A 24,960-nucleotide genomic window follows, 5' to 3' on the forward strand; every position below is an offset into this window, starting at 1 on the left:
AGTGATACGATGCGGTGGTTAGAACTCGGCGTCCGCTTGAAACACCATTGGCTGCTTGGTGTAGGGGTGGGCAAATTCGAGTGTTTCGGCATGCAGATGCAGGCGATCGGCGCGCGTCCCGTATAAGCCGTCACCGACCATTGCTAAGTTGAGCCCAAGATGGTGCGCGCAGTGTACACGCAGCTGATGCGTCCGCCCGGTATGCGGATACAGGTAAACTTTACTTTGCCCATGGGTATTGACGATCTCTTGCCACTCGGTACGCGCCGGTTTTCCATGTTCGAAACACACCAATTGGCGGGGCCTGTCATCGGGATCACCCCGCATAGGCAAGTCAATTTGGCCCTGCGGCGCGGGCACTTCACCGCAGAGAAGTGCAACATAGCGCTTTTTGACTTCACGACTGATGAACTGTTTTTGTAAACTCTTATTGGCGCGTTTGGTGAGTGCAAACACCAGTAAGCCTGAGGTAGCCATATCTAGGCGGTGAATCACAAACGGACCTTCGACATCGGGAAATTGTTGTTGTAGCCGAGTATAAGCCGAATCTTTGATGGTTTTGCCTGGGACTGAAAGCAGTCCTGAGGGCTTGTTTACCACCACCATTGCCTCATCTTGGTAAACAATCGTCAGCGGTTTATCTTCAGCCCAGTTTTGCTCCAGTGGGTTGGGTTCCACCTCTAGCCCCTTGAGCATATGAGTTAAGATCGGCTGACACTTGCTATGGCATGATGGGTAGAACTGACCATGCTTACGAATTTCAGATTTAGGCGATACGCCCCACCAAAACTCGGCCATCGCCAGTGGATGATAACCATGCAAATAGGCGTATTGCAGCAGTTTTGGCGCGGCGCATTCACCGGCTCCGGCGGGCGGAACCTCCAGCCCCGTTTGCCGAAAGATTTGGTTTAACCCCAATTGCTCGCCGCGCTGATTTAAAAATTGATATTGGTCGAACAGTTTTTTTTGTAATTGATGAGAGAGTTGCTTACGTTTGGTTTTTAACTGCTCAAGCTTGCGCTGGATGCGCTCAACGTGCTGGTTGACTTGGGCAATTTTTTCTTCCCATTCGAGCTTTAAGTATTTGAGGGTATTTTTGTCGGCGACACTGGCTTTGGCGAGTGCATCGAGCGCGTGTTTTAGCGCATCGCCTTCTAAAGTTTGCTCTGCATTGATGCGCTGCTGCTTACGTTCGGCGCGCGCAGCAATCATATGCTGGCGCTGCTGCGCTTCGTGTTGTTGGTAGTCTGACTCTAACTGCGCCAATTGCTGCTGTAGGCGAATAAATTCATCATCGTGGCTGAGCGTGGTCACATGGCTATTGAGTTCAGTAATATGCGCCAGCTCTGCATGAAAAAAGCTGTCTTTTGCCAGCATATCAAATACCGGAGGCACAAAACCGGGTAGCAGGTTTTGCTCAGCGATTTTGCCAGAAAATCCAGCCAGATAACCGATTTCCCCTTCGGGGCTCTGTACCACTAGTACCCCAAACATTTTACCGACCGCATCGGTTTTTTCACGACTTTGACTCTGCCCCTCGATACCAAAATCATGCCGCCACTCGGTTTGAGTGAGTAAATGCTGCTGAAGCTGCGACGCCGCCAGTTTGCAAAGCGAATGAGGCTGATAATAAAACGGAAAAGTAAACTGGCTCGGCAGTTCTATCGAGCGAATATCGCTGGCGAACGAATGAAAACGTGGGTCTTGATGCGGCATGGGCGTTGAAGTCGTGATGTTCTGAGCGGCGATTGTACCGAAAATGAGGCCAAATGCCACGCTTAACCGAAAGCGGTGTCGAGCGCATATTTGGAGATCGGCGAAAAGAATTGGGGGACGGAATCTTCAAAGAAAGGGGGAGAAGAAGATTCCGCGCCACCCAATGGGGATTGCGTTTGAGTGTTTAGCCTAGTGCGAGTTGCGCAGCTGTGGCTCCACCCATGTGCAATAGCGGATTGTTGAGCTGATTTTGTACTTTATGAAACAACGCTTCGCGGCGCTGTTCCAGTAGCTCTTCGATCAATCGCTCTTTGGCACCTTCACCAAAGTGTTGAGCATACTGTTTTACTTGAACGATTTCAGAATGATTAAGCTGATAAACCTCAGATTGAATCTGCGCTTCAGCCTCTTTCTTGATCAATCCTTGAAACTGCAACAATTGAATGATGATCCGATCCAGCGGATGAGTTTTCTTTGCCATAACTGATGAATTCTTTTGTCCGTGAACGTTGTAAGTTTTATGGTGTTCGCCACTACTATGCGGCTTTTAAAGATCAAGATTAAACAACATATTGTATGGAGTGTGATTTGGGTTCGAGAACAAATGTAGAGTCACTTTTTTCCACATAAACAGTCAGTTAGGTTTTGGATCCAAGTATCATTTTTGGTCGGACTCAACGTGTGATCCACATTCAAAGACAGATGTCGCATGGCGTCGGGGATGGCAGGGCAAAAGAGAAAGTTAAGAATAAAAAAGGCTCCCAATCGGAAGCCTTTGCGAATAGTTATGGTGTTTATTTAGCTGGGAACTGATTTCATCATGCTGGTGCTGGCAACTTGTTTACGCCGTTCGCTCATGACCAGCAGCAAACGTTGTAAACCGATAAAACCAAACAACAAAATGCCGACGATGATTTTCGTCCACCAAGAGCTCAATGTACCATCAAAGGTGATGTAGGTTTGAATCAACCCCTGAATCAGCACCCCAAACAGGGAACCAAATACCGTGCCGACACCACCAGAAAGCAGTGTTCCACCAATCACCACGGCGGCAATCGCATCGAGCTCAACCCCAATGCCTGCTAATGGATAGCCCGCAGAGGTGTAAATCGAGAAAACGATTCCTGCGCAGGTCGCCAAAAACGTTGACAGCATGTAAATGCCAATGGTTGTTCGGCGAACGGGAACCCCCATTAATCCAGCCGAGGTGGCATTACCGCCGACGGCGTAAACGTTATTGCCAAAACGAGTTCGGTGGGCAAGTAAAATGCCTAGTGTGACAATTACCAGCATGATCACCGCCATAAGGCTCAGGCGGCCGCCTCCCCAAATATGCCAAGCGGTACGTGACAACTCTTTAAACATGGGGTGTTGAATCGGAATGGATTGCTCGGAAATTAAAAAGCTGGCACCGCGTAAAAAGAACATGCCAGCCAGCGTGACGATAAAGGCTGGAATTTTTAAGGTATCGATAATCCAACCCATAAAGCCGCCAAACAGCATCCCCATGAGCAGCACAATCAGCATCGCCATCAACGGAGCAATGTGCCAGTCACCAATCATCTTCGCCATAAACACACCAGTGAACGCCACCACCGAGCCGACCGACAGGTCAATACCTCCGGAGAGAATCACAAAGGTCATCCCTACCGCGAGTATGCCCAAAAACGCATTATCGGTGAGTATGTTACAGATGACGCGTGTGGTCATAAAGGCAGGGAATTCCAACATGCAAAACACGTAGCCAATAAGAAACACACAGATGGTGATAAACAGAGGAAAGTTACGCTTAATCATGATTCATTTTCCTCTTAAACATTTGAATGACTGCGGGAGATTGCATGACCAGTACAAGCAGTACCACCACGGATTTGACGATATGGTTCCACTGCGGTTGGTAGCCAGAGAGCAAAATGCCCGTATTGATGCTTTGGATGATGAACGCACCGACTAACGCGAGCAGTAAGTTAAAGCGGCCACCCATCAATGAGGTGCCCCCGATGACGACCGCTAGAATGGCGTCCATCTCAAGCCAAAGACCTGCATTATTGGCGTCGGCGCCTTTGATATCGGCGGCGACAATAATACCGGCGAGCGCCGCCATTAGACCGCTAAGGGCATAAACTGACATCACTATGGCTGGCGTGTTAATACCGGCATTTTTCGCGGCTTTAATGTTGATACCGACAGATTCAATAAATAGCCCGAGCGCCGTTTTTTTGGTTAAACACCAAATCGCGATGGTGGCGATGATCAACAAAATGACCGGAGTTGGTAGCAGTAAGAATGAACCACTACCAAACCACGACAGTGTGTCGCTATTAAAGGTGACGATTTGCCCTTGAGTAATCAGCTGGGCAATACCACGTCCGGCGACCATTAAAATCAGCGTGGCGACGATCGGCTGAATTTTAAATACGGCCACCAAAAAGCCATTCCATAGACCACAGGCGACCCCAGAGAGCAGCGCACAAATTAAGATAGTGGTTGGCTCGTAATCTTGTGATGCCATACTGGCCATCACAGCGCCGCTGATCGCCATCACAGCGCCAACGGACAAATCGATGCCCCCCGTGGCGATGACCAGTGTCATCCCGATAGTAAGCAGCGCGACAGGCGCTCCGCGATTAAAAATATCGATCACACTGCCGAACAGACGTCCGTCTTGAATGTGAATGGAGAAGAAGTTGTCGGCGATGATCGCGTTGATCAAAAACAGACACACAAGGGCCAAAATTTGGGGCGCGCCTTTGGGCAAGCTGAATCTGCGCTTAGTCTGCGCATGTCCCGGGGTTGATGGATTAAATGTTGTCATACTCACCTCACATCGCTATCGCTTGCATAATGGCGGGTACCGAGAGTTCTTCGGTCGGAATTTCCGCGACTTGCTTGCGATCGCGCAGCACGATGACGCGGTCAGCGTAGCCGACTAGCTCTTCAAGTTCTGAAGAGATAACTAGGAGTGCTAAGCCATTGGCGCACAGTGATTCAATTAAGCGAATGATCTCGGCATGCGCGCCGACATCAATGCCGCGTGTTGGTTCGTCGAGAATTAAAAAGCGGGGTTTAGTGAGCAACCAGCGTGCGAGCAGCACTTTTTGCTGGTTACCACCCGAGAGAAACTCTATCGGCTGTTCGATATTGGGCGTTTTGATGTCGAGTTGTTTGATAAAACGCTGCGACATCTCTTCTTGCTCGGCGCGCGATATCGGACGGAACCAACCTCGCTGCGCTTGAAGCGCCAGAATGATATTTTCTCTGACCGACGCTGCGCCAATAATACCATCAGTTTTGCGATCTTCAGGGCAGAAACCAAAACCTTGCAAGGACGCCTGGCGCGCCGATGTGACTTTAGTTGGACGACTTTTCAGTTTACAACTGCCGCTGTCATTCGGTTCAATACCGAAGATAACTTTGGCGGTTTCAGTGCGGCCTGAGCCGAGAAGTCCGGCAAGCCCAACGATTTCGCCAGCGTGCACTTTAAGATCAAAGGGCTCGATGGTGCCTTTTTTACCATATTGGCTGAACTCGACCACAGGTTCATCACTCAATTGCGTTTTGCCCGCTCGCCTCAGTGCGTTGTCTTCGAGTTCACGCCCAAGCATAAGTTTCACCAGTTCAATTTGTGGTAATTGACGCGTCTCGTGCGTTCCGACTAACTGACCGTTGCGCAGTACCGTGATGCGATCACTTACTTCATACACTTGGTCGAGGAAGTGAGTGATAAAAACAAGGCTAATGCCTTTCGCACGCAGATCTCGCATGATACCAAACAGCATGTCCACTTCACTACTATCAAGGCTGGCGGTTGGCTCATCCAGAATTAAGATTTTGGCGGAAAGCGATACCGCGCGCGCGATGGAAATCACTTGTTGAATCGCGACGGAAAAGCTATTTAGTGGTTGAGTGACGTCCAAATTTAAACCATAGCTGGTCACGATTTGGCTGGCTTTTTGCGCCATCAATTTACGGTCGACAAAGCCCCATTTTTTAGGTTCATTGCCGATAAACAGATTGTCCATAACCGACATATTTGGCAATAAGTTGACCTCTTGATATACAGTGCCAATTCCTAATTGCTGCGCATGCGCGGTATTTTGGGGAGAGATGGATTGTCCATCTAAAAAAATATCACCAGCGTCACGTTGGTACACACCGGTTAGCGTTTTCACTAAGGTTGATTTTCCGGCGCCATTTTCACCAAGCAGCGCCATAATTTCGCCTTTTCTCAACGAAAAATCGACATTCTGCAGCGCTTTCACGCCAGGAAAAAATTTACTGATCCCTTGTGCGCTTAATATAACGTCATTACTTTGCATCGATGACATACCCACTCCAAAGCCTCCCACCAAGCGTCAAAAAAATTCGATTCAGTGAGAGGCTTTTATCAAAAATTAATAACCGAGGTCTTTTTTCATATCCAATTGTTCTTTTGCATCTTTCGGCAAATAAAGATTGGATTCGGTCACTATTTTTTTCGGAGGTTGAGTACCATTTTCTTTATATGAAATAAGCGCATCAAAGGCAGGGCCTGCCATATTTGGTGTTAATTCTACAGTGGCATTGGCTTCACCATTCATCATGGCTTTAAAAATATCCGGAACCGCATCTATCGAGACAACTAAAATATCGTCGCCTGGTTTTAAACCGGCTTCTTTAATTGCCTGAATCGCGCCAATGGCCATGTCGTCATTATGGGAGAATACCGCACAAATATTTTTGCCACCGTTCTCCGCTTTAATGAAGCTTTCCATGACTTCTTTCCCTTTACTGCGAGTAAATTCGCCAGATTGGGTACGCACAATATTGACGTTGGACGCATTGCTGATCGCTTCGCTAAAGCCTTCCTTACGGTCAATCGCCACACTGGCACCGACGGTGCCTTGCAGTTCGACCACGTTACACGGTTTGTCTTTGACAGTATCGAGGAGCCACTGGCCAGCAACTTTCCCTTCTAATACGTTATCTGCAGTAACGGCAGTCATGTACAAAGAGTCATCGTCGACGGTGATCCCGCGGTCAAGAAGAAATACAGGGATTTCATAGTCTTTCGCTTCTTCAAGTACCGGGCCCCAGCCTGTTTGAACCACGGGGGCGATAAAGATCGCATCAACGCCTTGGGCGATAAACGAGCGTACCGCCTTGATTTGGTTTTCCTGTTTTTGCTGAGCATCAGAAATCTTCAAGTTGATGCCACGCTTTTCGGCTTCAGCTTTGGATACCGCAGTTTCGGCAGCGCGCCATCCAGATTCTGAACCAATTTGAGAAAAGCCAACCGTTAAGGAACTGGCAAAAACGGAGGCAGACATAACGAGACTACCGATGGCAGTCGCAAGGGTGAGTTTTTTTAGCATAATCTTTCTCTATCTTATATTTTATAATTTCACGTGTAGGGTATTAATAGGAACTGCAGGTGTATATTTTTTATACGAAAATAGATTAGGAAACCCACTGAATATTGGGTTAGAGGTAGGTCACAGCCGGTCATCGATAGCAAAAAAATCCATTATAATAGCGGAATTAGTAATGAATTTTTATGAGCTATTAATATTTGTGTTAATGTCTTTTTTTGTAATTTTATACAATATTTAATTAGCAATACGATAAAAGTCTTAAACAAAAAAACGCCTCATAATTGAGGCGTTTTATAGAATCGAAATAGTTAAATTAATATGGGCTTCGAATTAATATTTAAGCGCGAGACTTTTGTTTGTATCGGTCAAAAATAACCGCTGCTAGCAGAATCGCACCGCGTACCACATATTGTGCAAATGGAGACATATTCAATAGGTTCATGGCGTTTTCAACCGTACCGAGAATAAGTACACCAGCGATGACGTAAGAGACTTTACCAATCCCGCCTTTTAGTGAAACACCACCAAGTACACAAGCTGAAATGACAACAAGTTCAAAACCGACGGAAGTCATTGGCTGACCACTGGTCATCCGCGCAGCAAGAATCACCCCAGCAAGCGCCGAGATAAACCCAGAGACAGTGAAGATGATCATCTTGGTTTTCACCACGTTAACCCCGGCCAATCGGGCGGCTTCTTCGTTACCACCAATGGCGAGTGTATTACGACCATAAACCGTGCGGTTAAGCAAGAACGCAAATACGGCAAAGGTAACAATGGTTAACCATACGGGCGTTGGTACGCCGATAAACGAAGAATTACCCAAAGAGAAGAAGCTTTCTTCCGTAATACCGACCGCTTTACCGTCGGAGATGATGTAGCCAAGACCACGTGCAATCTGCATGGTTGCAAGGGTGGTGATCAACGCGTTAATTTGCAGTTTGGCAATCACAAAGCCATTAAGCAGGCCAAATGCAACACCAGACAGCAACCCAGCACCGATGCCAAGAACCACGCTTGAGGTCGCGTTGATAGCAACCGCCGTTACGACACCTGAACACGCAATGATCGAGGCGACCGATAAGTCTAAATCGCCGCACGCCAGGCAGAACAACATGGCACAAGCGACCATACCACTCATCGAAATGGCAAGCCCCAATCCTTTCATATTAATGAAAGTGGCAAAGTAGGGAACGAAAAAGGCACACAACAGGAATAGACCAGCAAATACCATTAGCATGCCGAAGCGATCCCAAATACCGGCGAGACTCATCGCGCTTTTTGGTTTTTCCTCATTGAGGACTTTGGTTGAACTAGATAGGGACATAGGATATTCCTTCGTATCAGGCTGCAGCTTGTCCGTCGCCCAACATGGCGAGGCTCAGAGCTGCTTGTTCGTTAAATTCTTCACGTTTCAGTTCGCCAGTTACGGCGCCTTCTTTCATCACCAGCACACGGTCAGAAATGCCAAGGACTTCAGGAAGGTCACTGGATACGACCAATACGGTGACGCCGTTTTCCGCCAAGTTGAAAATCAATTCGTAGATTTCCGATTTGGCGCCTACGTCGATGCCGCGGGTTGGCTCATCGAGCAAAATCACACTCATCGCGGTGGATAACCAGCGACCAAGGATGACTTTTTGTTGGTTACCTCCAGAGAGCTCACCAATGGCTTGCTGTAAAGAGGCGGTTTTGACATTAAGCGCTTGGCGTTGCTTCTCTGCGTTTTTGCCTTCCCAACTGAAGTCAATCAGGCTGCCAAGTTTTAGATGCCAGCGACGGGCACTGACGTTGGTATTCTCTTCCACTGACATGATCGGAATGATGCCATCCGCTTTGCGGTCTTCTGGACATAGCGTGATGCCGGCTTTAATCGCATCTTGCGGTGATTGGATGGAGATGGGTTCACCGTGAAGATAGATTTGCCCAGCGGTGGATTTTTCTGCGCCAAAAATTAAACGAGTTAATTCGGTACGCCCTGCGCCCACCAAACCAAATAAGCCAAGAATTTCGCCTTGCAGAATGTTGAGTGAGACAGGGGCGGTTAAGCCTTTGCCTTCGATATTATCAAGGCGCAAGCCATCTTCACCTAATGGGCGAGAACGGTAGTTATAAATATCATTGATTTCACGACCAACCATCAGCTCAACCAAGCGATCGTGGGTCAGTGTGCTTAAGTCATCGAAGGTTTGAACATGGGTGCCATCTTTAAAAATGGTGATGGCATCACACAGGTCAAAGATCTCTTCCATACGGTGCGAAACATAAAGAATGATTTTTCCGTCATCGCGTAGCTCGCGAATGACTTTAAATAAATTTTTAATTTCTCTTTGAGACAAGCTACTGGTTGGCTCATCAAAGGCAATGATTTGCGCATTGCGGCTTAAGGCTTTGGCAATTTCCACCATCTGCCATTGGCCGATTGAAAACTCTTTTAATGGGCGTGAAGGATCAAAATGTTCTCCTAAACGACTGAGCTGTTCACGTGCATTTTTGTTGAGCGTATCGGTATCGACGCGCCCGTTTTTAGTTGGCATCTGGCCCAGATAAATATTTTCAGCCACACTCAGTTCAGGAACCAGGTTAAGTTCCTGATAAATGATGGCAATACCTGCGTCGAGCGCATCGGTAGTTTTGATGAATTCAAGGCTTTTTCCATCGACGATCAGTTCGCCTTCAGTGGGCTTATGCAAACCACTTAGGGTTTTAAGTAGAGTCGACTTCCCAGCGCCATTTTCCCCCATCAACGCATGTACGCTGCCCTTATTGGCTCGAAAGCTGATGTTGTTCAACGCTTTTACGCCAGGGAAATGCTTTGAGATATTGCGAAACTCTAAGTAAGAAGGTGATCCCGCCATAGTATTTCTCTCCGAATTTGTGATGTGGCGGCCCAAGTGGGCCACCACGACAGCGGCTTATAGGCCTTTTTTCTCGAGTTCGGCTTTAAAGTTGTCACGTGTAATCAGGACGACATCAGTTACTTCAACGAATTTCTTCGGTTCAACATCGTCATTTACCCATTGGTAAAGTGATTCAATACTCTTGAAGCCGTGTACGTCTGGGCTAGGAAGTAGTGAGCCATAGAAGCCCGTTGGTTTTGATTTCGCCAGTTCGTTAACAGCATCAACACCATTGATACCAATACCGATAACGTTGGCTGCATCAAATCCTTGGCCTTCGGTCGCGCGTACGCCACCCAGTACAGTGTTGTCGTTCATACCAACAATCAGCCATTGCTTAACATTTGGGTATTGAACCAGTAGAGAGTTCGCTGCATCCAGTGCGCCAGGAATATCGTTGGTTTTGGTTGGAACGCGGTAAATTTGGTTTTCAGGGAAGCCCGCTTCTTTCAACGCTTTGATGGAACCATCAACACGGCGACGTGCTGTATCTAGCTCGTCTGCTGTGATTGCCATAACACCAGTGGTTGAGGCATCCCAGCCACGGTTAGTCATTTCTTTATACAATTCAGAACCTTGACGGTAGCCGATTTCGCTCGCAGCCATCATGACCAATGGTACGTTGGTCATTGGTTCGCCTTTGGCATTCAGGAACTGGTCATCAACAGTGACGACTTTTAGATCATAGCTTTTGGCTTTGGCCATGATCGCTGGACCTAATTTTGGATCTGGCGTACAGATAACGAAACCTTTGGCACCACTTGCGGCAAGTGTGTCAATGGCATTTAGGGTTTTTTCACCGTCTGGAATTGCCATTTTTACCACTTCAAAACCGTACTTCTCACCGGCTTTTTCAGCAAAGGCCCATTCGGTTTGGAACCAAGGTTCTTCAGGTTGTTTTACAAGATAGCCGAGCTTAAGTTCATCATCACTAGAACCAAAGAAGGCATTGGCAGACGCACTCATCAAGGTCAGACCCGATAGTGCAGCAGTTGCGAGTAGAGTTTTTAGTTTCATTGTTATTCCATCCACTGGTGTGTAGGGGGTAAATATTCACCTCCATTATTCTTGTAACTAACAAGTAATTGGAGTGATAAAAATCACAACAGAAAAAAGTAGCGATTTTGTCCATTTATTTAGCGTGCGAGACTATGATCTAGCTCTCATTTGCATGGCTATGGTGCACTTTTGAATGATTTTGGTGCGATTGAAACGATTTTTCGACCAATTAATCACCACTGGTAACAAGTTGGGTGCATTTCATTATCAATGACGCAAAAAAAACCTCGTAACGTTTTTGTCCATAAATTTAGCGTTGTGGTTTATGGGAGATTTGCCGAGCTCTCGCTATAACATTGGGTATATTGCGACCTTACAGTTGGAGCTGTCATGGATACTAATAATGTGAAACAGCAGCATGTCATTGGATTGGACTTTGGTTCAGATTCGGTTCGTGCCCTTATTGTTAATGCTGAAACGGGAGCTGAGGTGACCTCTTCAGTGGTGTATTACCCAAGATGGATGGAAGGTAAATACTGTGTGCCTGAGCACTCTCAATTCCGCCATCACCCTCGTGACTATATTGAAGCGATGACCAATGCGATACAGGAAGCATTGGCACAAGCGCCCCGCGAATTGGCACAGTCGGTGGTTGGTATCGGAGTTGATACCACAGGGTCAACTCCTGCGCCCGTTGATGCCGAAGGTAAAATCTTAGCGTTATTACCTGAATTCGAACACAACCCAAATGCGATGTTTGTGTTGTGGAAAGACCATACCTCTGTGTCGAAAGCCGATTTGATCAACCAACTGGCCCACTCGGGCGACTTTCCTGATTACACTCGCTACATCGGCGGGATCTACTCATCGGAATGGTTCTGGGCAAAAGCGGCTTGGGTGAGTGAGCAAGACGATAGCGTTGCAGAGCGTGCCTACAGCTGGGTTGAGCTGTGTGACTGGATTCCAGCGCTATTGTCTGGCAACGAACACCCAAGTCATCTGCGCCGCGGCGTTTGCGCCGCAGGGCATAAAGCGATGTGGCACAGCAGCTGGGATGGCTTGCCAGACCAAGCGTTTTTATCTGCGATTTCTCCAACGCTAAATGGCATGCGTGAGCGCATGTTTACTGAAGTTTTCACCGCTGACCAACAGGCTGGCGTATTAACTCAAGAGTGGGCAGACAAACTCGGGTTGCCTGCAGGGCTCGCCATTGCGGTCGGTGAGTTTGACTGCCATATGGGCGCAGTTGGTGCTGGGGCTGGCGCTGGAGATTTGGTCAAAGTCATTGGTACTTCTACTTGCGACATTCTGATGGTTGAAAATGAAGAAGTCGGCGATCGCACGATTCATGGTATATGCGGGCAGGTGCTTGGTAGTGCAACGCCTGGTTTATTAGCATTAGAGGCGGGTCAATCAGCGTTTGGTGATGTCTACGCCTGGTTTAAACGCTTATTAATGTGGCCGCTACAACATTATGCAGCGGCAAATCCTGATTTTGCTTTAACAGCGGAAGAACTTGATGGTGAACTGCTGCCCATGCTCTCGCAAGCAGCACAGGAATATCAAATTCAGACTCAATCGCCTTTGGCGATGGACTGGCTCAATGGTCGCCGCACCCCCAATGCAAACCAACGGCTTAAAGGTGCGTTAGGTGAGCTTAACCTTGGCAGCACCGCGCCAGCGCTGTTCTCTTCTTTAGTCGAATCTACGGCGCATGGCGCTAAAGCCATTGTTGACTGCTTTGTTGACCAAGACGTCAAAGTGGACCGTGTGATTGCCATCGGCGGGATTGCCCAGAAATCGCCTTACGTAATGCAAATGTGTGCTGATGTCATTTGCCGTGAAATTGCGGTTGTTGAATCCGATCAGTGCTGCGCCTTGGGCGCTGCGATTTTTGCGGCTGTGGCAGCGGGAGTACACCCAGATTCACAAACCGCACAAAACGTGATGGCGAGCCCGATTCGTTCTGTCTACCAACCAAACCCAGAAGTCCAAGCACTGCGTGCGGCGCGCTACGCCAGCTACCGTGAATTTGGCGGACACATCGAACAGATGGCTGAATACCATCAACATCAGGAGCGTAATCATGACTGAACACACAGTATGGCAACCAACCTCTGATGTCGCGGAGCGTTTAAAAACGCTTCGCCACCAAGTTTGGCAAGCCAATATGGATCTTGAGCACCACAACTTGGTGACGTTCACGTGGGGCAACGTTTCGGGCATCGACCGTGATTCAGGGCTGGTGGTAATAAAACCCAGCGGTGTGAAGTACGAAGAGTTAAGCGCGGAGAACATGGTTGTCGTTGATCTCCACGGCGAAATTATCGAAGGTGATCTCAATCCTTCTTCTGATACCGCGACGCATTTGGAACTCTATCGTCAATTCCCAGAAATTGGCGGTATTGTGCATACCCACTCGCCGCAGGCAACCGCTTGGGCGCAAGCCGGAACAGCGATTCCAGCTTTAGGCACCACACACGCTGACTATTTTTACGGCAGCATTCCTTGCACGCGTGCACTGAGTGATGACGAAATTGCCAACGATTACGAACTGAATACGGGCAAAGTGATTGTCGAGACCATTGCCGACAGTGAAGTGCTGGCAACTCCCGGCATTCTAGTGAAAGAACATGCGCCTTTTACCTGGGGCAAAGATGCCGACCAAGCGGTACATAACGCCGTTGTGGTCGAAGTCGTCGCCGGGATGGCATTACAAACTCTGCAAATTAATCCAGATGTTCGCTACATCAATCAAGCGTTATTGGATAAGCATTATCTGCGCAAACATGGCGCAAACGCGTATTACGGCCAACATCAATCCAGCAAAAAATAAGGGATAACTATGAAAGTCTTCAACGATAAAAAAGTTTGGTTCGTTACCGGTTCTCAACATCTCTACGGACCAAAAGTGTTAGAGCAAGTGGCACGCGATAGCGCTGAAATTGTTGCCGGATTGAATGGTGCTGAAAGCATTTCTGTACCGGTAGAAGAACGTGGCACGGTGAAAACGCCTGATGAGATCTTGGCGGTATGTCGCGCTGCGAATAATGACCCAGAATGTGTCGGTTTAATTTTGTGGATGCATACGTTCTCGCCTGCGAAAATGTGGATCGCTGGGTTGTCACAACTTAATAAGCCATTCTTACATTTGCACACTCAATTCAATGCTGCACTGCCTTGGGATGAGATCGATATGAACTTCATGAACCTCAACCAAAGTGCTCATGGTTGCCGTGAATTTGGCTTTATTGGTACGCGTTTAAACCTTGATCGTAAGGTAGTGGTTGGTCACTGGCAAAATCCAGAAGTTCACCAACAAATTGATGACTGGTGCCGCGCGGCGATTGGTATCGATGCAGGTCAAAATCTAAAAGTGGCGCGCTTTGGTGACAACATGCGTCAAGTTGCGGTAACTGAAGGCAATAAAGTTTCTGCGCAAATCCAATTTGGTTACGAAGTGCACGCTTACGGCTTGGGTGAGTTGGCTGAAGCGATTAACGAGACTTCCGATGCCGATGTGAACGCATTACTTGATGAGTACGCTTCAACCTATGATATGTCACCGTCGCTATTGACCGACACCGATTTGAAAAAACTCATGGTACAAGAAGCGCGTTTAGAGCTGGGGATGGAAAATTTCCTCAACGCAGTTGGCGCGAAAGCTTTTACCAATACATTTGAAAACCTGACCGGCACCACCAACTTGCCAGGTTTAGCGACCCAACGTTTGATGTCAAAAGGGTTTGGTTACGGCGGTGAGGGTGACTGGAAAACATCAGCCATGGTGCACATCATGAAAGTGATGGCGCAAGGCAAAAAAGGTGGTACTTCCTTTATGGAAGATTACACCTATAACTTTGGGGCGAAAGATCAAGTTCTTGGTGCACATATGTTGGAAGTGTGTCCAAGCATCGCCGCGAAAAAGCCAAAATTGGAAATTCACCTGCACACCATCGGTTGCCGCGCGGATATTCCACGTTTGATCTTCAGCGGAGAACAAGGTCCGGCACTCAATGTCTCTGTGATTGATTTGGGCAGCCGTTACAGAATGTTGGTGAATGTGCTGGATACAGTAACTCCGCCACAATCATTACCCCATCTACCTGTCGCTCATGCGTTATGGGAACCTCAGCCAAACCTTAATGTTGCAGCAGCAGCTTGGATTCATGGCGGCGGTGCTCACCATTCCGTCTACAGCCAAGCGGTATCTGTGGATACTTTAACGGACTACGCGGAAATTGCGGGTATTGAAATGGTGGTGATCGATAACAGCACTCAGCTGCGTCAATTCAAGCAAGAGCTTAAAAATAACAGCGCCTATTTCCGTATGACTTCTGGTCTTTAAACCATCAATTGGCCCCCACATCCGTGGGGGCTTATAGGGCAGTAACTGTGACTTCTCATACCGCAAAGGAAACCTATCAATTACACGATGCTTCTTGGGCACTCTCGGTGTTTGACCATTCACCTAGCCAATTTGAGCTGACTTATCAAAGTGAACGTATGTACCTGGGTCAACTGGAAGTGTTAAACAATGGTGAGCTTCTCACTGTTGATGACGTTGAATGGCGATTTCGGCATAAAACCCAGCGTTTAGAGCAGTGGTGCCAATTACGGCATAGCGAGACGCTGTCCGTCAATATGAACTACTACTTTCACCAAGGCTCGTTAGTGATTGAATATTTGGCGCGTAATAGTGTACCAACCCGACTTGATATTCGCCACAGCATTTCGACCTTACAACCGGCTTTCAGCGATGTTGCCCCTGTCAATCCGAGTTCGATTCCCGATGTCTTAAAGCGGCAGCGAAACGGTATGCCGAGTGAATTTTTGTCTCAAACTGAAAAAACGGACTTTTTTCGTGAAGCTTTTTCCGCCACTCAGTGGATCGTTCTTAATAAAATGTGAACCATGAATTCGTTTTATCGATAACGCGATCATACACTGAGCCAAAAAAAGTACCCCCTATGCAAAATAATGATCCTCTAAAACCCGGCTACAACTTTAATGCCCATTTGGTCGCGGGTCTGACGCCAATCATTGAAGGTGATGAACTGGACTTTCTGATTGAACGTCCCGGCGGCATGAAAGGTTACATCATTAATATGACCAGCCAAGGCGAAGGGACGATCTTCTCTGGCGAACAAGCATTTGATGTTAAAGCGGGTGATTTGCTGCTGTTTCCGCCCAGCGCCGAGCATTTCTATCAGCGTCAAAAGGACAGTGCTTCTTGGTTTCACCGCTGGGTTTATTTCCGCCCACGCGCCTTTTGGAATGATTGGCTCAACTGGCAAGAACAGCGTAACGGTGTGTTTGTGACCCAAAACCTCGATCATAACAATATTGAGCAGATTGAACGGCTGTTTATCGATATTGAATACGCGGCAAAATCAGACATGCCTTATCGCGATGACTTAGCGATCAACCTACTGGAACAATTGTTGATTCGCTGTAAAACCGTGCAGCCTGATGTGGTAAGTAAGCCGATTGATCCGCGTGTGATTGAAGCGATGAATTACATGACGCAAAACCTGAATCAAGATTTCACCCTTGAAGATATTGCTGACCATACCTGCTTATCTTCTTCACGCCTTGGGCACCTATTTCGTGATGAAATGAAAATGACCATCACCCAATGGCGAGATGACCAACGTATCAGCCGCGCCAAGCAGTTGTTAGTCACCACCAACTACTCAGTCAACCACATTGGTCGCATTGTTGGCTATACTGATCCGCTGTATTTTTCGCGAGTGTTTAAACGTAAGGCGGGGTTAAGTCCGAAGCGTTATCGTGAGCAAATTTCTTAATGCGCGGCTTTTATTGGTGAGTGTGGGGGGACGCTTCCCCCTATCGCTACACCAAGACCATCAGTAGAGTAACTTGTCGGTCGCATAAATCACCAAAATGATCGCGAGGGTCGCAAGCACCAGGATAGCGAATATTATTGCTAATTTTTTTATCGCACTTGGTCTATCAAATACCTCGCCGGCTGCTTCTTTCACTCTTCGATCTTCATCAAAATGCCATTTGATCGCTAAATAGCCTCCGATCACCAATACAATGATCTTAAAAGCACCAGCAAAGTACGGAAAGAAGTTACCCAAACCGCTATTCATTATCTATCTCCAAGCACGTAAATATCGTCGCTACGGTAGCATACTCAAGGATACATGTTTACTTTTTGATATCATTGAACTTGAACTTTTTCATTGCTTGTATGGATGGTGTGAAGGGGTTTCTGTTCGAAATTAATCCCAGTCTGAGAAATACTTTACTAGATAGTCTATTGCTAGGCGTGCCCGCAAAGGAAGAAAGCGCTGGTTCTGATACACAATCCAACTGCTGCTTCCTCGTCCCCAAAAATCTTCGAGTACTGGAATCAGCGAACCGGACTCTAAGCCTTTTGACAGGCTACTTTTAGGCATGTAGGCAATGCCCAGACCTTGCTCGCACGCCGAAATTGCAGCGTGTGAGTTATTGCTTTTCCAGCGACCGTGAACCCGTGTGGTTATGGTGTTGTTATTGTGTTCAAACACCCAATGCTCATTGTTCGTCACGATACAGCTATGCTGCTTTAATTGGGTTGGATGAGTCGGTTGACCATAACGCGATAAATAGTCATAGCTGGCAGCCGCTGCCATCGGCCTATCCACTAGCTTTCTGGCCATTAACCCTGAATCTTTCAGTTCCCCGTAGCGAATCGCGAAGTCGATACCGTCCTCGATGAAATTGACAAAGCGAGAGTTAAAATCCATCTCAATGGTGAGTTCTGGGTACGAGCTTGAGAACGCCATGAGGGCAGCGGCAACATGTTCTTCGGCAAAAGCGCCAGCAGCGCTGACTCGTAATGTGCCACTTAAATTAATTTGCTGTGTCTTTAGCCCTTCATTTGCCTGTTCTAATCCATTAACCAGCTCTCTACAGCGTTGATAATAGACTTGTGCGGCATCAGTTAAGCTAACCTGCCGGGTAGAGCGAGCAAATAAAGTCACGCCCAGTCTCTTTTCCAGTTTGGATATCTGACGACTGATGTGGCTGGTACTACAGCCGAGTTGCTTTGCCGCTGAGGAGAAGCCTTGGCTTTCAGCGACCGCGACAAATTCAATGATCCCGTCGAAACTATTCATACGCCCTTATTGTTGCTATTTAGCAATAATATTTTGTTAATTATCTATATTATCATCCAATTGGGTTTGAATTAACATGTTTTGGTACTCAGCACTTAAGGAAAGCACAATGAAAAAAATTCTTATCCCTGTCACCAACCATGCAACGTTAGGCGAAACTGATCAGGCTAACGGTACTTTCTCTCCAGAGATTACTCATGTTATCCATGAGCTAATGGCCGCTGGTTTTGATTATGACATTGCGTCGATTCAAGGCGGCAAAGCCCCACTTTATGGGACAGATATGGAAGGGGACGAGGTCAACGCAAAAGTATTGGCTAACCAAGACTTCCAGAACCGAGTCACTAATACGATTCCGGTAACGCAAATTCAGATTGAGGATTATGACGCAGTATTTTATCCCGGAGGCTTTGGGTTGCTGTCTGACCTAGCAACCGACGCGAGTTTTGCCCAATTGTCAGCAAAACATTACGAGAACGGTGGTTATATCGCTGCAGTATGTCATGGTCCAGCGGCGATGCTTCCAATCACATTGAGCAATGGTGAAACGCTGCTTGGCTCAAAATCAGTAACGGGCTTTACACGCGAAGAAGAGATCGATTTCGGAACCATCGCTGATATCCCGTTTCTATTAGAAGAATCACTGGCAAGAAAAGCTGCTCGCTTTAGCAAAGTCCAACCGTGGCAAGAGCTGGTTATCGTTGATGAAAGAGTAATTACCGGTCAAAACCCGGCCAGCGCTCACGGCGTTGGTAAAGCATTAGTCGATGCATTGTTATAAAGAACCACTGTGAATACGGTTTAAAAACCGTTGTTGAATAGCTCATTAAATAATGAGCTATTTTTTTAGCCATATATTATGAGCACAGGCCGATGCGAGGAGTGAATCGTCTTGTATACTGGCTCGATCACGATTTTTCGGGCACAAATTTCATATCACAATTCACAACTTTGGCTTTACCTTTCGCACCGAGTATCCACATGAAATCGAGTTGGGATTCAACCGCAGGGTGCACTATCAACTCACCAGAGCTCGGTTCATCAATGGTTAATGCATTAATCTCTTTTCCATTCTCATCTTGCATTTCTATTTTGGTAATTGGATTGTCGCTATGAATGGTTTCGGTTGGATTCGGCCATGATATGGCGACCGACTTTTTCTGGCCCTTGGAGTCAGTAATCAGGATATCGTAGGCGAGTGTGGATTTTCGCCAGTCATGATTGCCTTGCGGTACAGAAGTAATGACATAGCGATAGCCTGAGCCGTTTGGCTCTGGGTGAACTTCAGAGGCTATCGCTGAGGGAACCAATATATTGGCAAATGCTTGCTGATTAGACTCGTTCATCCCCGAGCCAATTGAGACAATGAGTGATGGCGCGGCAATACCAGCAAATAGGTAGTCAACCAATTTACGCTCTCGTTCTACGGCAAATACTGAAATCACACCGCCGATCACAAAAAACAGCGCGATACCAATGTAGAAACTAAAGACGATTTTATCTGTAACCTGAGCCGTTGGGCTGTTGGTTAATAAAATGGCGAGCGTCAGCGACTTTGGTAAAATTCCACCAATGCCGCCCACCAAAAACGATTTTAAATGTTCAGGCATCCTCTGCTCCTTGCTGCGCTCATCGACTTAGGCATCCATAAGCTGCTCTATTTATTCGGTGCAATTTTCGATTTGTCATACCAGTTGAAATAGTCGCTGGCGCCCTCTAGTCCAGAACTAACTAACGCCTGCTTCTTCTGTTCGGAGAGATCAAACTCTGTGGTATTGACGCCTAAGGTATCGATATACACGGTGCGAGCCCAGTCATCACTATGAAGGTGGCTATTTTGCTGCGCTTCCATGAAGGTGTTAATCAAGGCCCATGTATAGTCAAAGAAACTGTCAATTCGCTGGCTGGTGGGGGCGGCATGGTCACGAAATACCGATATTTCTTCTTTGGAATCTAATCGAAATCCAAGCGTTTCCTTGTTGTAGACGTATTCTGATATCGGCCTTGCAATTGCTTTTACCTGCTTGTTGACCTTTTTGTAGTAGCTTGGCTCAACGTAGTTTTGGTTCTCGAGATACTTTTTACGGTCAAACAGCTTAATGGGATAGTTATCCAACACACCGCCATCCACATAGACATCGCCGCGCATACTGCGTTTTGATGCAAAAAAGAGTGGGATAGACATAGAAATTCTTGCTGCATCAGCCACACATATTCGGGGCGTATGTTCTGCTGAGAACACTTCAGAAAAAGAGGTAGAAAGGTTGGTGCCCATAAAATACATCGATTTAAAGCCTTTGGCTTGCTTTAGCGCTTCGATGTCGGCGAAGGTACTCTCAGTATTGCCAGTCTTGGCTTTGATCAATTGAGCGATCCAATGTCGAAAAAAGTCGCCTTTATACCAGCCGAATTCATTGAGCAACCTTTGAGTATCGCGACTTATGCCCCAGGAGTCATCCATGAAGTTGTTGAAATCTAAATTCCAAAGGATAGCTTCTGTTTCTTTCTCACTGTAGCCAAGGCCAACCAAGACTGCGTTGATGGCTCCAGCTGAAGTGCCACCAACACGTTGTATATTTTCAAGAATATTTTTTTCATTAAGTACTTTCAACGCACCTAAATAAGCAATTCCTTTTACCCCACCACCTTCAAAAACAAGGTTTTTAAAATGATAATTCATAATTATATCCTTAGGTTATAATTCAATTACATTCAGTTAGCGATTTATTAATAAATAATTAGTAAGTGCTTTAACGCCATTTATTAAAGTTTGAACCTTATGGTTGGGCAAGATGAAGATAGAGAGGATTAAAATTTTCGTCATAGGTGAGAGACTATTTCATTCTTTCACTTTTAGAAAAATGGCGGGCGTTAAATAATGATTTCTTTTTATCAATGAGTGACGAGTTCAATGATGCGTTTTACGATACGGGTATTCCATTGGCAATAATTGGTATGGTATTAAGATCCCAGTTATTTTTCTCTATTTCATTGATCAAAGTTTGAGTTCGATAAATCGTGTTACGTAGGATAGGGCGACGGTGGTATTTAAGCCATTGATGGCGTGTGCTGACATAGGATGCGATCCATGTCTTTTCATTGCCTCCTTTTGACGGCGGCATGGCGATAAAACGCTTACGCAAGAACATTGGAATACTGCCAGAGTGAATAAAAGAATCGTAAACGACCAATGCACTCAAAGCGAGGTCCAGCTTGTGGCGCTCACACCAAGCTATCGCTGGCGCCCAGTAAACATCGTCAAAGAATCTATCCTGAGTGCTACGCATGATCTCATCGTCTTTGGCTGCCAATATTAACAGGTCCTTAAATGGTTTGTTTTCATGTAACGGCGTATGTCCTATTAGCTCTAAATAGGGCACAAAATCATCAGAATAAGCACCTTCACACTCAACGTACATTTCTATTAATGTCAGTAAATTGCCTTGTTCTGTCGTTTGGCAGCGGCCAAACGTAATCTGTTTACTATCATCGATTCCATCACGGTAAATGACTAATTGCTCATATTTTCCTTTGGTTGATCCTGTTTCAAAAACATTAAGAACTTTTTGAATTAATTCCTTTTTATCCTGCATTTTGGGGTTCCTAAACTAACGCTTCGTTCATATATATCATACTGGGTGGATGATATATTTTGATGCTATTGTTCCGAATTATTTCGTTAGTATAGAAAAGGTTTCTTTATTCACATTTTCGTAATTTATATATTTATTATTTTTCTAGTTTTTAAGAAAAGATGAAATAGACATTCTCAAAGGTTAAATATCCAATTTTTCGGTACAGGAGTTTATATTCAATAACGGGTTTATGTCTTAGCTGCTAATTTTCTAAGCGGCAAGCTGATAACTTGCTATCGTCAAAATCTTGAACCGCAAAGTCGATCAAGTGTCGGACTTTCTTTGGCGTTACTTTACCGTTCAAGTACACAGCGCAAATGGGCAGCGTTTTCATCGTATAATCTGGGAGCAGCCTTACTAAAGCAGAACCATCGCTACCTTGGTTGTTTTGTAACAGAAAACTAGGGCAAAGTGTGATACCCAAGCCGTTTTGTGCCCAGCGTTTGGCGATACGAGCATTGTTCACGGTAAAGTTTTTTGACGGATGGAATACATGCTCGATGTTGTCTTTGGTAAACACCCAGCGACTTGCTTCACGCATATTAGTATCTTGAATACAGATATGATGCTCGAGTTCATTTGGAGTTCGAGGTTCACCCATACGTTGTAGATACTGCTTTTCAGCGACTAATACGCTAGTGATGGTACCGAGTTTACGCACTTTAAGCGTATTTAGTGTTGGTGACCCAATTCGAAACGCAACATCAAACCCTTCTGCGGCTAAGTCCACGTGCGAATCATTGAGCCTTAAGTCTATTGATAAATTTGGATGCTGCGCCGAGAAACGGCCAAGCATTTCACTGATATACATTTCACCAAAAGTGACGGGCGCTGAAATTCGCAGTGAGCCGGTCAATCCTTTCGCGTCTTCAGAGGCGCAGCCTAATAAATCGTCCAGTTCAGCAATTAACGCAGGGGCTCGCGCTAATAGCGCTTCTCCTTGTGGTGTTAATCCAACTTGGCGAGTGGTGCGTTGCAATAATCGCGCGCCAATTTTGTCTTCGAGTTGTGCAACGTATTTGGACGTTAAACGATTAGAAATCCCCAAGCGATTAGCGGCATCCGTAAACGAACCTGTTTGTGCGGTATACATAAACGCTTTTAAACCATCAATCACATTCATGCTTAGTGACCTCAATTAAGAATATTTTGTGGAAATTGATTCTTTATAATCTCCATTGTGGCGAAGGTCAACCAGGGGGATACTACTCACACAGCGAAACATCATCGCAACAAACAGATACAAGGAATTGGAGACAATATTATGAATATCGCAATCATTGGTTCAGGTAACATCGGCTCAGGTTTGGCTCTGACTTTTGGTCAAACCGCTTACACGGTGACAGTCGCCTCAAGAAATGTACAGGCAGCACAAGCACTTGCTGACAAGCTAGGCCGATCAAATGTTCAAGCGTCAAGCATTACAGAAGCAGTTAAAGGTGCGGATGTGGTGATTCTCGCCACGCCTTATGATGCTGTTCGCACATTGGCAAATGACGCTGATTTTGCTGGTAAAGTTGTGATTGATGTGACGAATCCTGTTAAGGCCGATTTTTCTGGCTTAAGCATCGGGTTTGAAACCTCCGCTGGCGAAGAGATTCAAAAATTATTGCCTCACGCAACCGTGGTCAAAGCCTTTAACACCGTGTTTGCACAAGTGTACGAGCAAGGGCTTGAGTTTAATGGTAGCAAAGCTCAAACCTTCATTGCAGCCGATGATGAAACCGCTAAACAAACGGTACTCACCTTGGCAAACGAAGCGGGTTTTGATGCGGTAGATGCAGGCGCGCTCAGTAACGCACGGTATCTAGAACCACTGGCGTATATGAATATCCACTTTGGCTACATGCTTAATCGTGGTACTCAAATCATTCCAGCTTGGTTATCACGTTAATGGCAGCAACCCCGTATCGAGAGTATGAAAAAGCACCAAGGGCTAACGCCCTTGGTGCTTTGACTTTGAGCCAACCGTGAATGAAGAATGCAGCATCGGCTTTATAATTTAGTGCTCGACGATATCACCCATCAAACGGTCAATTTGTAGCACGACTTGCTCACTGGCCAATTCCATTGCATTGATAGAGGCCACCATTTGTTGCATGTCTCCTTTCTGTGCCTTCGTCATTGCGTTGCGGCCACTTTCATGAACTTGTTGATGTGGTGCTTCAATTGAGCTGTAGCTTGGTAAGTGACGGAAGGATTGTCCGTCACCATGATAATACCATTGGCCAAGGCGACATTCTGAATGGCCATTGACCGTTTCATTAAATGACTGGCTCTGCAATAAACGATACACGTTATTTTTCCACACGGCGTGGTCGAGTTTAACGGTGTCAAGAAAGGCGCGAGTAGAAGCGATTCGAATCACTTGTTGCATGTGTTGAGACTTGATGACCACATCATTGACGATAGAACCGATTTGCGCTGATGAAACGGACACTTCCTCGGCACAGCTTTGGTTTTCTTGTATGGTTGTTTTTATCGACCCCACCTGAGTCATGACCTGATTGACGCGAGCGTCGATTTGCTCGCTAGCCTCACGCGCTTTACTGGCAAGTTTGCGAACTTCGTCAGCTACGACGGCAAAACCTCTCCCGGCCTCTCCAGCTCGCGCCGCCTCAATGGCAGCATTTAACGCCAGTAAGTTGGTTTGGTCAGAGATTTCTTGAATAGATGAAACTAATTGGCTGATCGACGTTGCGGTTGAATCAAGCTGTTCAACGGAACTCATGCTCTGGCTAGCTTGAGTTTGGATATTGTCTGCACGCTCATCAAGTCGATGCAGGGCTTGATGAGTTTGTTTAAACATATCATCAAGTTGTTTTAACGCATCGTCTTCTTGTGCCAGAGACTGAGCGCTTTGCACCATTCCATCGCGAATGGCGAGCAGCATATCGCCGCCTTTTAGGCTACTGCTCATAAGGTTGTTCCCAACGTCGCTGTTGGCTTGGTTCTGGGTAACTTGGCTTTTGTAGGTTTGTAGTTGCGCGTTAAGCGATTCGATATCCGAGTTGTATTGTGATTGCAAAGCTGCAAGCTGCTGTTTTAGTGCTTGGTTTTCTTGCACAAGTTTTTTGTTCTTAAACATTTCTGACCTCTAACCGATACCGACCAATTAACATCAAACCGTGATAGATAAAAGATACGGTATCAATCCTTTTTTCAAGCAATAGAATACGTTAGAGATGTGATCACTAACCCTATATCATTCCATAAATGTGAGAGA

The 24,960-nt window shown here is 46.3% G+C and carries 23 protein-coding genes and 1 pseudogene; 7 read left to right on the forward strand and 17 right to left on the reverse strand.

Annotated elements, in window-relative coordinates:
- Window positions 1-18 precede the first annotated feature (18 nt).
- From ACFFUV_RS11785 to ACFFUV_RS11825, 9 genes are all read right to left on the reverse strand, one after another.
- Complete coding sequence (locus tag ACFFUV_RS11785; RefSeq protein WP_390193297.1) at window positions 19-1,716, reverse strand: RluA family pseudouridine synthase; 1,698 nt, start codon at window positions 1,714-1,716, stop codon at window positions 19-21.
- Window positions 1,717-1,900: 184 nt separating this feature from the next.
- Window positions 1,901-2,197 carry a hypothetical protein gene (locus ACFFUV_RS11790; protein ID WP_390192859.1) on the reverse strand — a complete coding sequence of 99 codons (297 nt, stop codon included), beginning with the start codon at window positions 2,195-2,197 and terminating at the stop codon, window positions 1,901-1,903.
- 317 nt (window positions 2,198-2,514) lie between these two features.
- Window positions 2,515-3,513: a galactofuranose ABC transporter, permease protein YjfF gene (yjfF, locus tag ACFFUV_RS11795; protein WP_390192860.1), complete on the reverse strand. Its 999-nt coding sequence runs from the start codon at window positions 3,511-3,513 to the stop codon at window positions 2,515-2,517.
- A complete protein-coding gene (gene ytfT, locus ACFFUV_RS11800) occupies window positions 3,506-4,531 on the reverse strand; it encodes a galactofuranose ABC transporter, ATP-binding protein YtfT (protein WP_390192861.1) in 1,026 nt (341 codons plus the stop codon). Before ytfT ends, yjfF begins: the two co-directional genes overlap by 8 nt.
- 7 nt (window positions 4,532-4,538) lie before the next feature.
- Window positions 4,539-6,044 (reverse strand): galactofuranose ABC transporter, ATP-binding protein YtfR, encoded by a 1,506-nt coding sequence (gene ytfR / locus ACFFUV_RS11805; RefSeq protein ID WP_390192864.1) that lies wholly within the window; start codon window positions 6,042-6,044, stop codon window positions 4,539-4,541.
- 66 nt (window positions 6,045-6,110) lie between these two features.
- Window positions 6,111-7,070: a galactofuranose ABC transporter, galactofuranose-binding protein YtfQ gene (ytfQ, locus tag ACFFUV_RS11810; RefSeq protein ID WP_390192865.1), complete on the reverse strand. Its 960-nt coding sequence runs from the start codon at window positions 7,068-7,070 to the stop codon at window positions 6,111-6,113.
- A 337-nt stretch (window positions 7,071-7,407) separates the two neighbouring features.
- A complete protein-coding gene (gene araH / locus ACFFUV_RS11815; RefSeq protein ID WP_390192866.1) occupies window positions 7,408-8,397 on the reverse strand; it encodes an L-arabinose ABC transporter permease AraH in 990 nt (329 codons plus the stop codon).
- A gap of 16 nt (window positions 8,398-8,413) precedes the next feature.
- Window positions 8,414-9,928, reverse strand: a complete 1,515-nt coding sequence (araG, locus tag ACFFUV_RS11820) for an L-arabinose ABC transporter ATP-binding protein AraG (RefSeq protein WP_390192868.1) — start codon at window positions 9,926-9,928, stop codon at window positions 8,414-8,416.
- A gap of 57 nt (window positions 9,929-9,985) precedes the next feature.
- Window positions 9,986-10,987, reverse strand: coding sequence for an arabinose ABC transporter substrate-binding protein (locus tag ACFFUV_RS11825; RefSeq protein ID WP_390192870.1), 1,002 nt, complete (start codon window positions 10,985-10,987; stop codon window positions 9,986-9,988).
- A 372-nt stretch (window positions 10,988-11,359) separates the two neighbouring features.
- Here ACFFUV_RS11825 and ACFFUV_RS11830 point away from each other — a divergent pair, with 372 nt between their 5' ends.
- Genes ACFFUV_RS11830 through araC form a run of 5 tightly spaced genes read left to right on the forward strand, consistent with a single transcriptional unit; the run spans window position 11,360 to window position 16,779 of the window.
- The gene (locus ACFFUV_RS11830; protein ID WP_390192871.1) at window positions 11,360-13,063 is read left to right on the forward strand and encodes a ribulokinase; all 1,704 of its coding nucleotides are present in this window, start codon (window positions 11,360-11,362) and stop codon (window positions 13,061-13,063) included.
- Window positions 13,056-13,805 (forward strand): L-ribulose-5-phosphate 4-epimerase, encoded by a 750-nt coding sequence (locus ACFFUV_RS11835; protein WP_390192873.1) that lies wholly within the window; start codon window positions 13,056-13,058, stop codon window positions 13,803-13,805. The genes ACFFUV_RS11830 and ACFFUV_RS11835 overlap by 8 nt, the downstream gene beginning before the upstream one ends.
- A 9-nt stretch (window positions 13,806-13,814) precedes the next feature.
- Window positions 13,815-15,317: an L-arabinose isomerase gene (gene araA / locus ACFFUV_RS11840; protein ID WP_390192875.1), complete on the forward strand. Its 1,503-nt coding sequence runs from the start codon at window positions 13,815-13,817 to the stop codon at window positions 15,315-15,317.
- Window positions 15,318-15,364: 47 nt separating this feature from the next.
- Window positions 15,365-15,880, forward strand: a complete 516-nt coding sequence (locus ACFFUV_RS11845; protein WP_390192876.1) for a hypothetical protein — start codon at window positions 15,365-15,367, stop codon at window positions 15,878-15,880.
- Window positions 15,881-15,939: 59 nt separating this feature from the next.
- On the forward strand, window positions 15,940-16,779 hold the full coding sequence (araC, locus tag ACFFUV_RS11850) for an arabinose operon transcriptional regulator AraC (protein ID WP_390192877.1): 840 nt from the start codon (window positions 15,940-15,942) through the stop codon (window positions 16,777-16,779).
- A 60-nt stretch (window positions 16,780-16,839) separates the two neighbouring features.
- On the opposite strand, the gene ACFFUV_RS11855 is transcribed toward araC, so the two are convergent.
- Both ACFFUV_RS11855 and ACFFUV_RS11860 read right to left on the reverse strand, forming a co-directional pair.
- Window positions 16,840-17,088 (reverse strand): hypothetical protein, encoded by a 249-nt coding sequence (locus ACFFUV_RS11855; RefSeq protein WP_390192878.1) that lies wholly within the window; start codon window positions 17,086-17,088, stop codon window positions 16,840-16,842.
- Window positions 17,089-17,220: 132 nt separating this feature from the next.
- Window positions 17,221-18,099, reverse strand: a complete 879-nt coding sequence (locus tag ACFFUV_RS11860; RefSeq protein WP_390192879.1) for a LysR family transcriptional regulator — start codon at window positions 18,097-18,099, stop codon at window positions 17,221-17,223.
- Window positions 18,100-18,208: 109 nt separating this feature from the next.
- Here ACFFUV_RS11860 and ACFFUV_RS11865 point away from each other — a divergent pair, with 109 nt between their 5' ends.
- A complete protein-coding gene (locus tag ACFFUV_RS11865) occupies window positions 18,209-18,880 on the forward strand; it encodes a type 1 glutamine amidotransferase domain-containing protein (protein WP_390192882.1) in 672 nt (223 codons plus the stop codon).
- A 127-nt stretch (window positions 18,881-19,007) separates the two neighbouring features.
- On the opposite strand, the gene ACFFUV_RS11870 is transcribed toward ACFFUV_RS11865, so the two are convergent.
- The 4 genes from ACFFUV_RS11870 to ACFFUV_RS11885 form a co-directional block, all read right to left on the reverse strand.
- A complete protein-coding gene (locus ACFFUV_RS11870) occupies window positions 19,008-19,709 on the reverse strand; it encodes a hypothetical protein (RefSeq protein WP_390192884.1) in 702 nt (233 codons plus the stop codon).
- A gap of 47 nt (window positions 19,710-19,756) precedes the next feature.
- The gene (locus tag ACFFUV_RS11875; protein WP_390192886.1) at window positions 19,757-20,779 is read right to left on the reverse strand and encodes a patatin-like phospholipase family protein; all 1,023 of its coding nucleotides are present in this window, start codon (window positions 20,777-20,779) and stop codon (window positions 19,757-19,759) included.
- A gap of 241 nt (window positions 20,780-21,020) precedes the next feature.
- A complete protein-coding gene (locus ACFFUV_RS11880; RefSeq protein WP_390192888.1) occupies window positions 21,021-21,692 on the reverse strand; it encodes a chitosanase in 672 nt (223 codons plus the stop codon).
- 244 nt (window positions 21,693-21,936) lie between these two features.
- Window positions 21,937-22,857 carry a LysR family transcriptional regulator gene (locus ACFFUV_RS11885; protein WP_390192890.1) on the reverse strand — a complete coding sequence of 307 codons (921 nt, stop codon included), beginning with the start codon at window positions 22,855-22,857 and terminating at the stop codon, window positions 21,937-21,939.
- Window positions 22,858-22,914: 57 nt separating this feature from the next.
- Between ACFFUV_RS11885 and ACFFUV_RS11890 the strand changes: the two genes are divergently transcribed.
- Complete coding sequence (locus tag ACFFUV_RS11890) at window positions 22,915-23,628, forward strand: NADPH-dependent F420 reductase (protein ID WP_390192892.1); 714 nt, start codon at window positions 22,915-22,917, stop codon at window positions 23,626-23,628.
- A 108-nt stretch (window positions 23,629-23,736) separates the two neighbouring features.
- Here ACFFUV_RS11890 and ACFFUV_RS11895 read toward each other — a convergent pair whose 3' ends face one another.
- Together ACFFUV_RS11895 and ACFFUV_RS11900 are read right to left on the reverse strand one after the other, a co-directional pair.
- Window positions 23,737-24,111, reverse strand: a complete 375-nt coding sequence (locus ACFFUV_RS11895; protein ID WP_390193300.1) for a CZB domain-containing protein — start codon at window positions 24,109-24,111, stop codon at window positions 23,737-23,739.
- A gap of 42 nt (window positions 24,112-24,153) precedes the next feature.
- Window positions 24,154-24,822 (reverse strand): annotated as a pseudogene (locus tag ACFFUV_RS11900) (methyl-accepting chemotaxis protein); the annotation flags it as partial.
- Between the last annotated feature and the right edge of the window lie 138 nt (window positions 24,823-24,960).

It is taken from the genome of Vibrio olivae (assembly GCF_042428525.1).
Taxonomy (GTDB): Bacteria; Pseudomonadota; Gammaproteobacteria; order Enterobacterales; family Vibrionaceae; genus Vibrio; species Vibrio olivae.

Bases quoted from the DNA above. Each gene is read 5' to 3' on its own strand.
- ytfQ (WP_390192865.1), bottom strand. From the start codon at position 7,070: ATGCTAAAAAAACTCACCCTTGCGACTGCCATCGGTAGTCTCGTTATG.
- ACFFUV_RS11860 (WP_390192879.1), bottom strand. From the start codon at position 18,099: ATGAATAGTTTCGACGGGATCATTGAATTTGTCGCGGTCGCTGAAAGC.
- ACFFUV_RS11895 (WP_390193300.1), bottom strand. From the start codon at position 24,111: ATGCAACAAGTGATTCGAATCGCTTCTACTCGCGCCTTTCTTGACACC.
- araA (WP_390192875.1), top strand. From the start codon at position 13,815: ATGAAAGTCTTCAACGATAAAAAAGTTTGGTTCGTTACCGGTTCTCAA.
- ACFFUV_RS11830 (WP_390192871.1), top strand. From the start codon at position 11,360: ATGGATACTAATAATGTGAAACAGCAGCATGTCATTGGATTGGACTTT.
- ytfT (WP_390192861.1), bottom strand. From the start codon at position 4,531: ATGACAACATTTAATCCATCAACCCCGGGACATGCGCAGACTAAGCGC.
- araG (WP_390192868.1), bottom strand. From the start codon at position 9,928: ATGGCGGGATCACCTTCTTACTTAGAGTTTCGCAATATCTCAAAGCAT.
- yjfF (WP_390192860.1), bottom strand. From the start codon at position 3,513: ATGATTAAGCGTAACTTTCCTCTGTTTATCACCATCTGTGTGTTTCTT.
- ACFFUV_RS11875 (WP_390192886.1), bottom strand. From the start codon at position 20,779: ATGAATTATCATTTTAAAAACCTTGTTTTTGAAGGTGGTGGGGTAAAA.
- araC (WP_390192877.1), top strand. From the start codon at position 15,940: ATGCAAAATAATGATCCTCTAAAACCCGGCTACAACTTTAATGCCCAT.
- ACFFUV_RS11870 (WP_390192884.1), bottom strand. From the start codon at position 19,709: ATGCCTGAACATTTAAAATCGTTTTTGGTGGGCGGCATTGGTGGAATT.
- ACFFUV_RS11825 (WP_390192870.1), bottom strand. From the start codon at position 10,987: ATGAAACTAAAAACTCTACTCGCAACTGCTGCACTATCGGGTCTGACC.
- araH (WP_390192866.1), bottom strand. From the start codon at position 8,397: ATGTCCCTATCTAGTTCAACCAAAGTCCTCAATGAGGAAAAACCAAAA.
- ACFFUV_RS11865 (WP_390192882.1), top strand. From the start codon at position 18,209: ATGAAAAAAATTCTTATCCCTGTCACCAACCATGCAACGTTAGGCGAA.
- ACFFUV_RS11790 (WP_390192859.1), bottom strand. From the start codon at position 2,197: ATGGCAAAGAAAACTCATCCGCTGGATCGGATCATCATTCAATTGTTG.
- ACFFUV_RS11880 (WP_390192888.1), bottom strand. From the start codon at position 21,692: ATGCAGGATAAAAAGGAATTAATTCAAAAAGTTCTTAATGTTTTTGAA.
- ACFFUV_RS11785 (WP_390193297.1), bottom strand. From the start codon at position 1,716: ATGCCGCATCAAGACCCACGTTTTCATTCGTTCGCCAGCGATATTCGC.
- ACFFUV_RS11885 (WP_390192890.1), bottom strand. From the start codon at position 22,857: ATGAATGTGATTGATGGTTTAAAAGCGTTTATGTATACCGCACAAACA.
- ytfR (WP_390192864.1), bottom strand. From the start codon at position 6,044: ATGTCATCGATGCAAAGTAATGACGTTATATTAAGCGCACAAGGGATC.
- ACFFUV_RS11835 (WP_390192873.1), top strand. From the start codon at position 13,056: ATGACTGAACACACAGTATGGCAACCAACCTCTGATGTCGCGGAGCGT.
- ACFFUV_RS11855 (WP_390192878.1), bottom strand. From the start codon at position 17,088: ATGAATAGCGGTTTGGGTAACTTCTTTCCGTACTTTGCTGGTGCTTTT.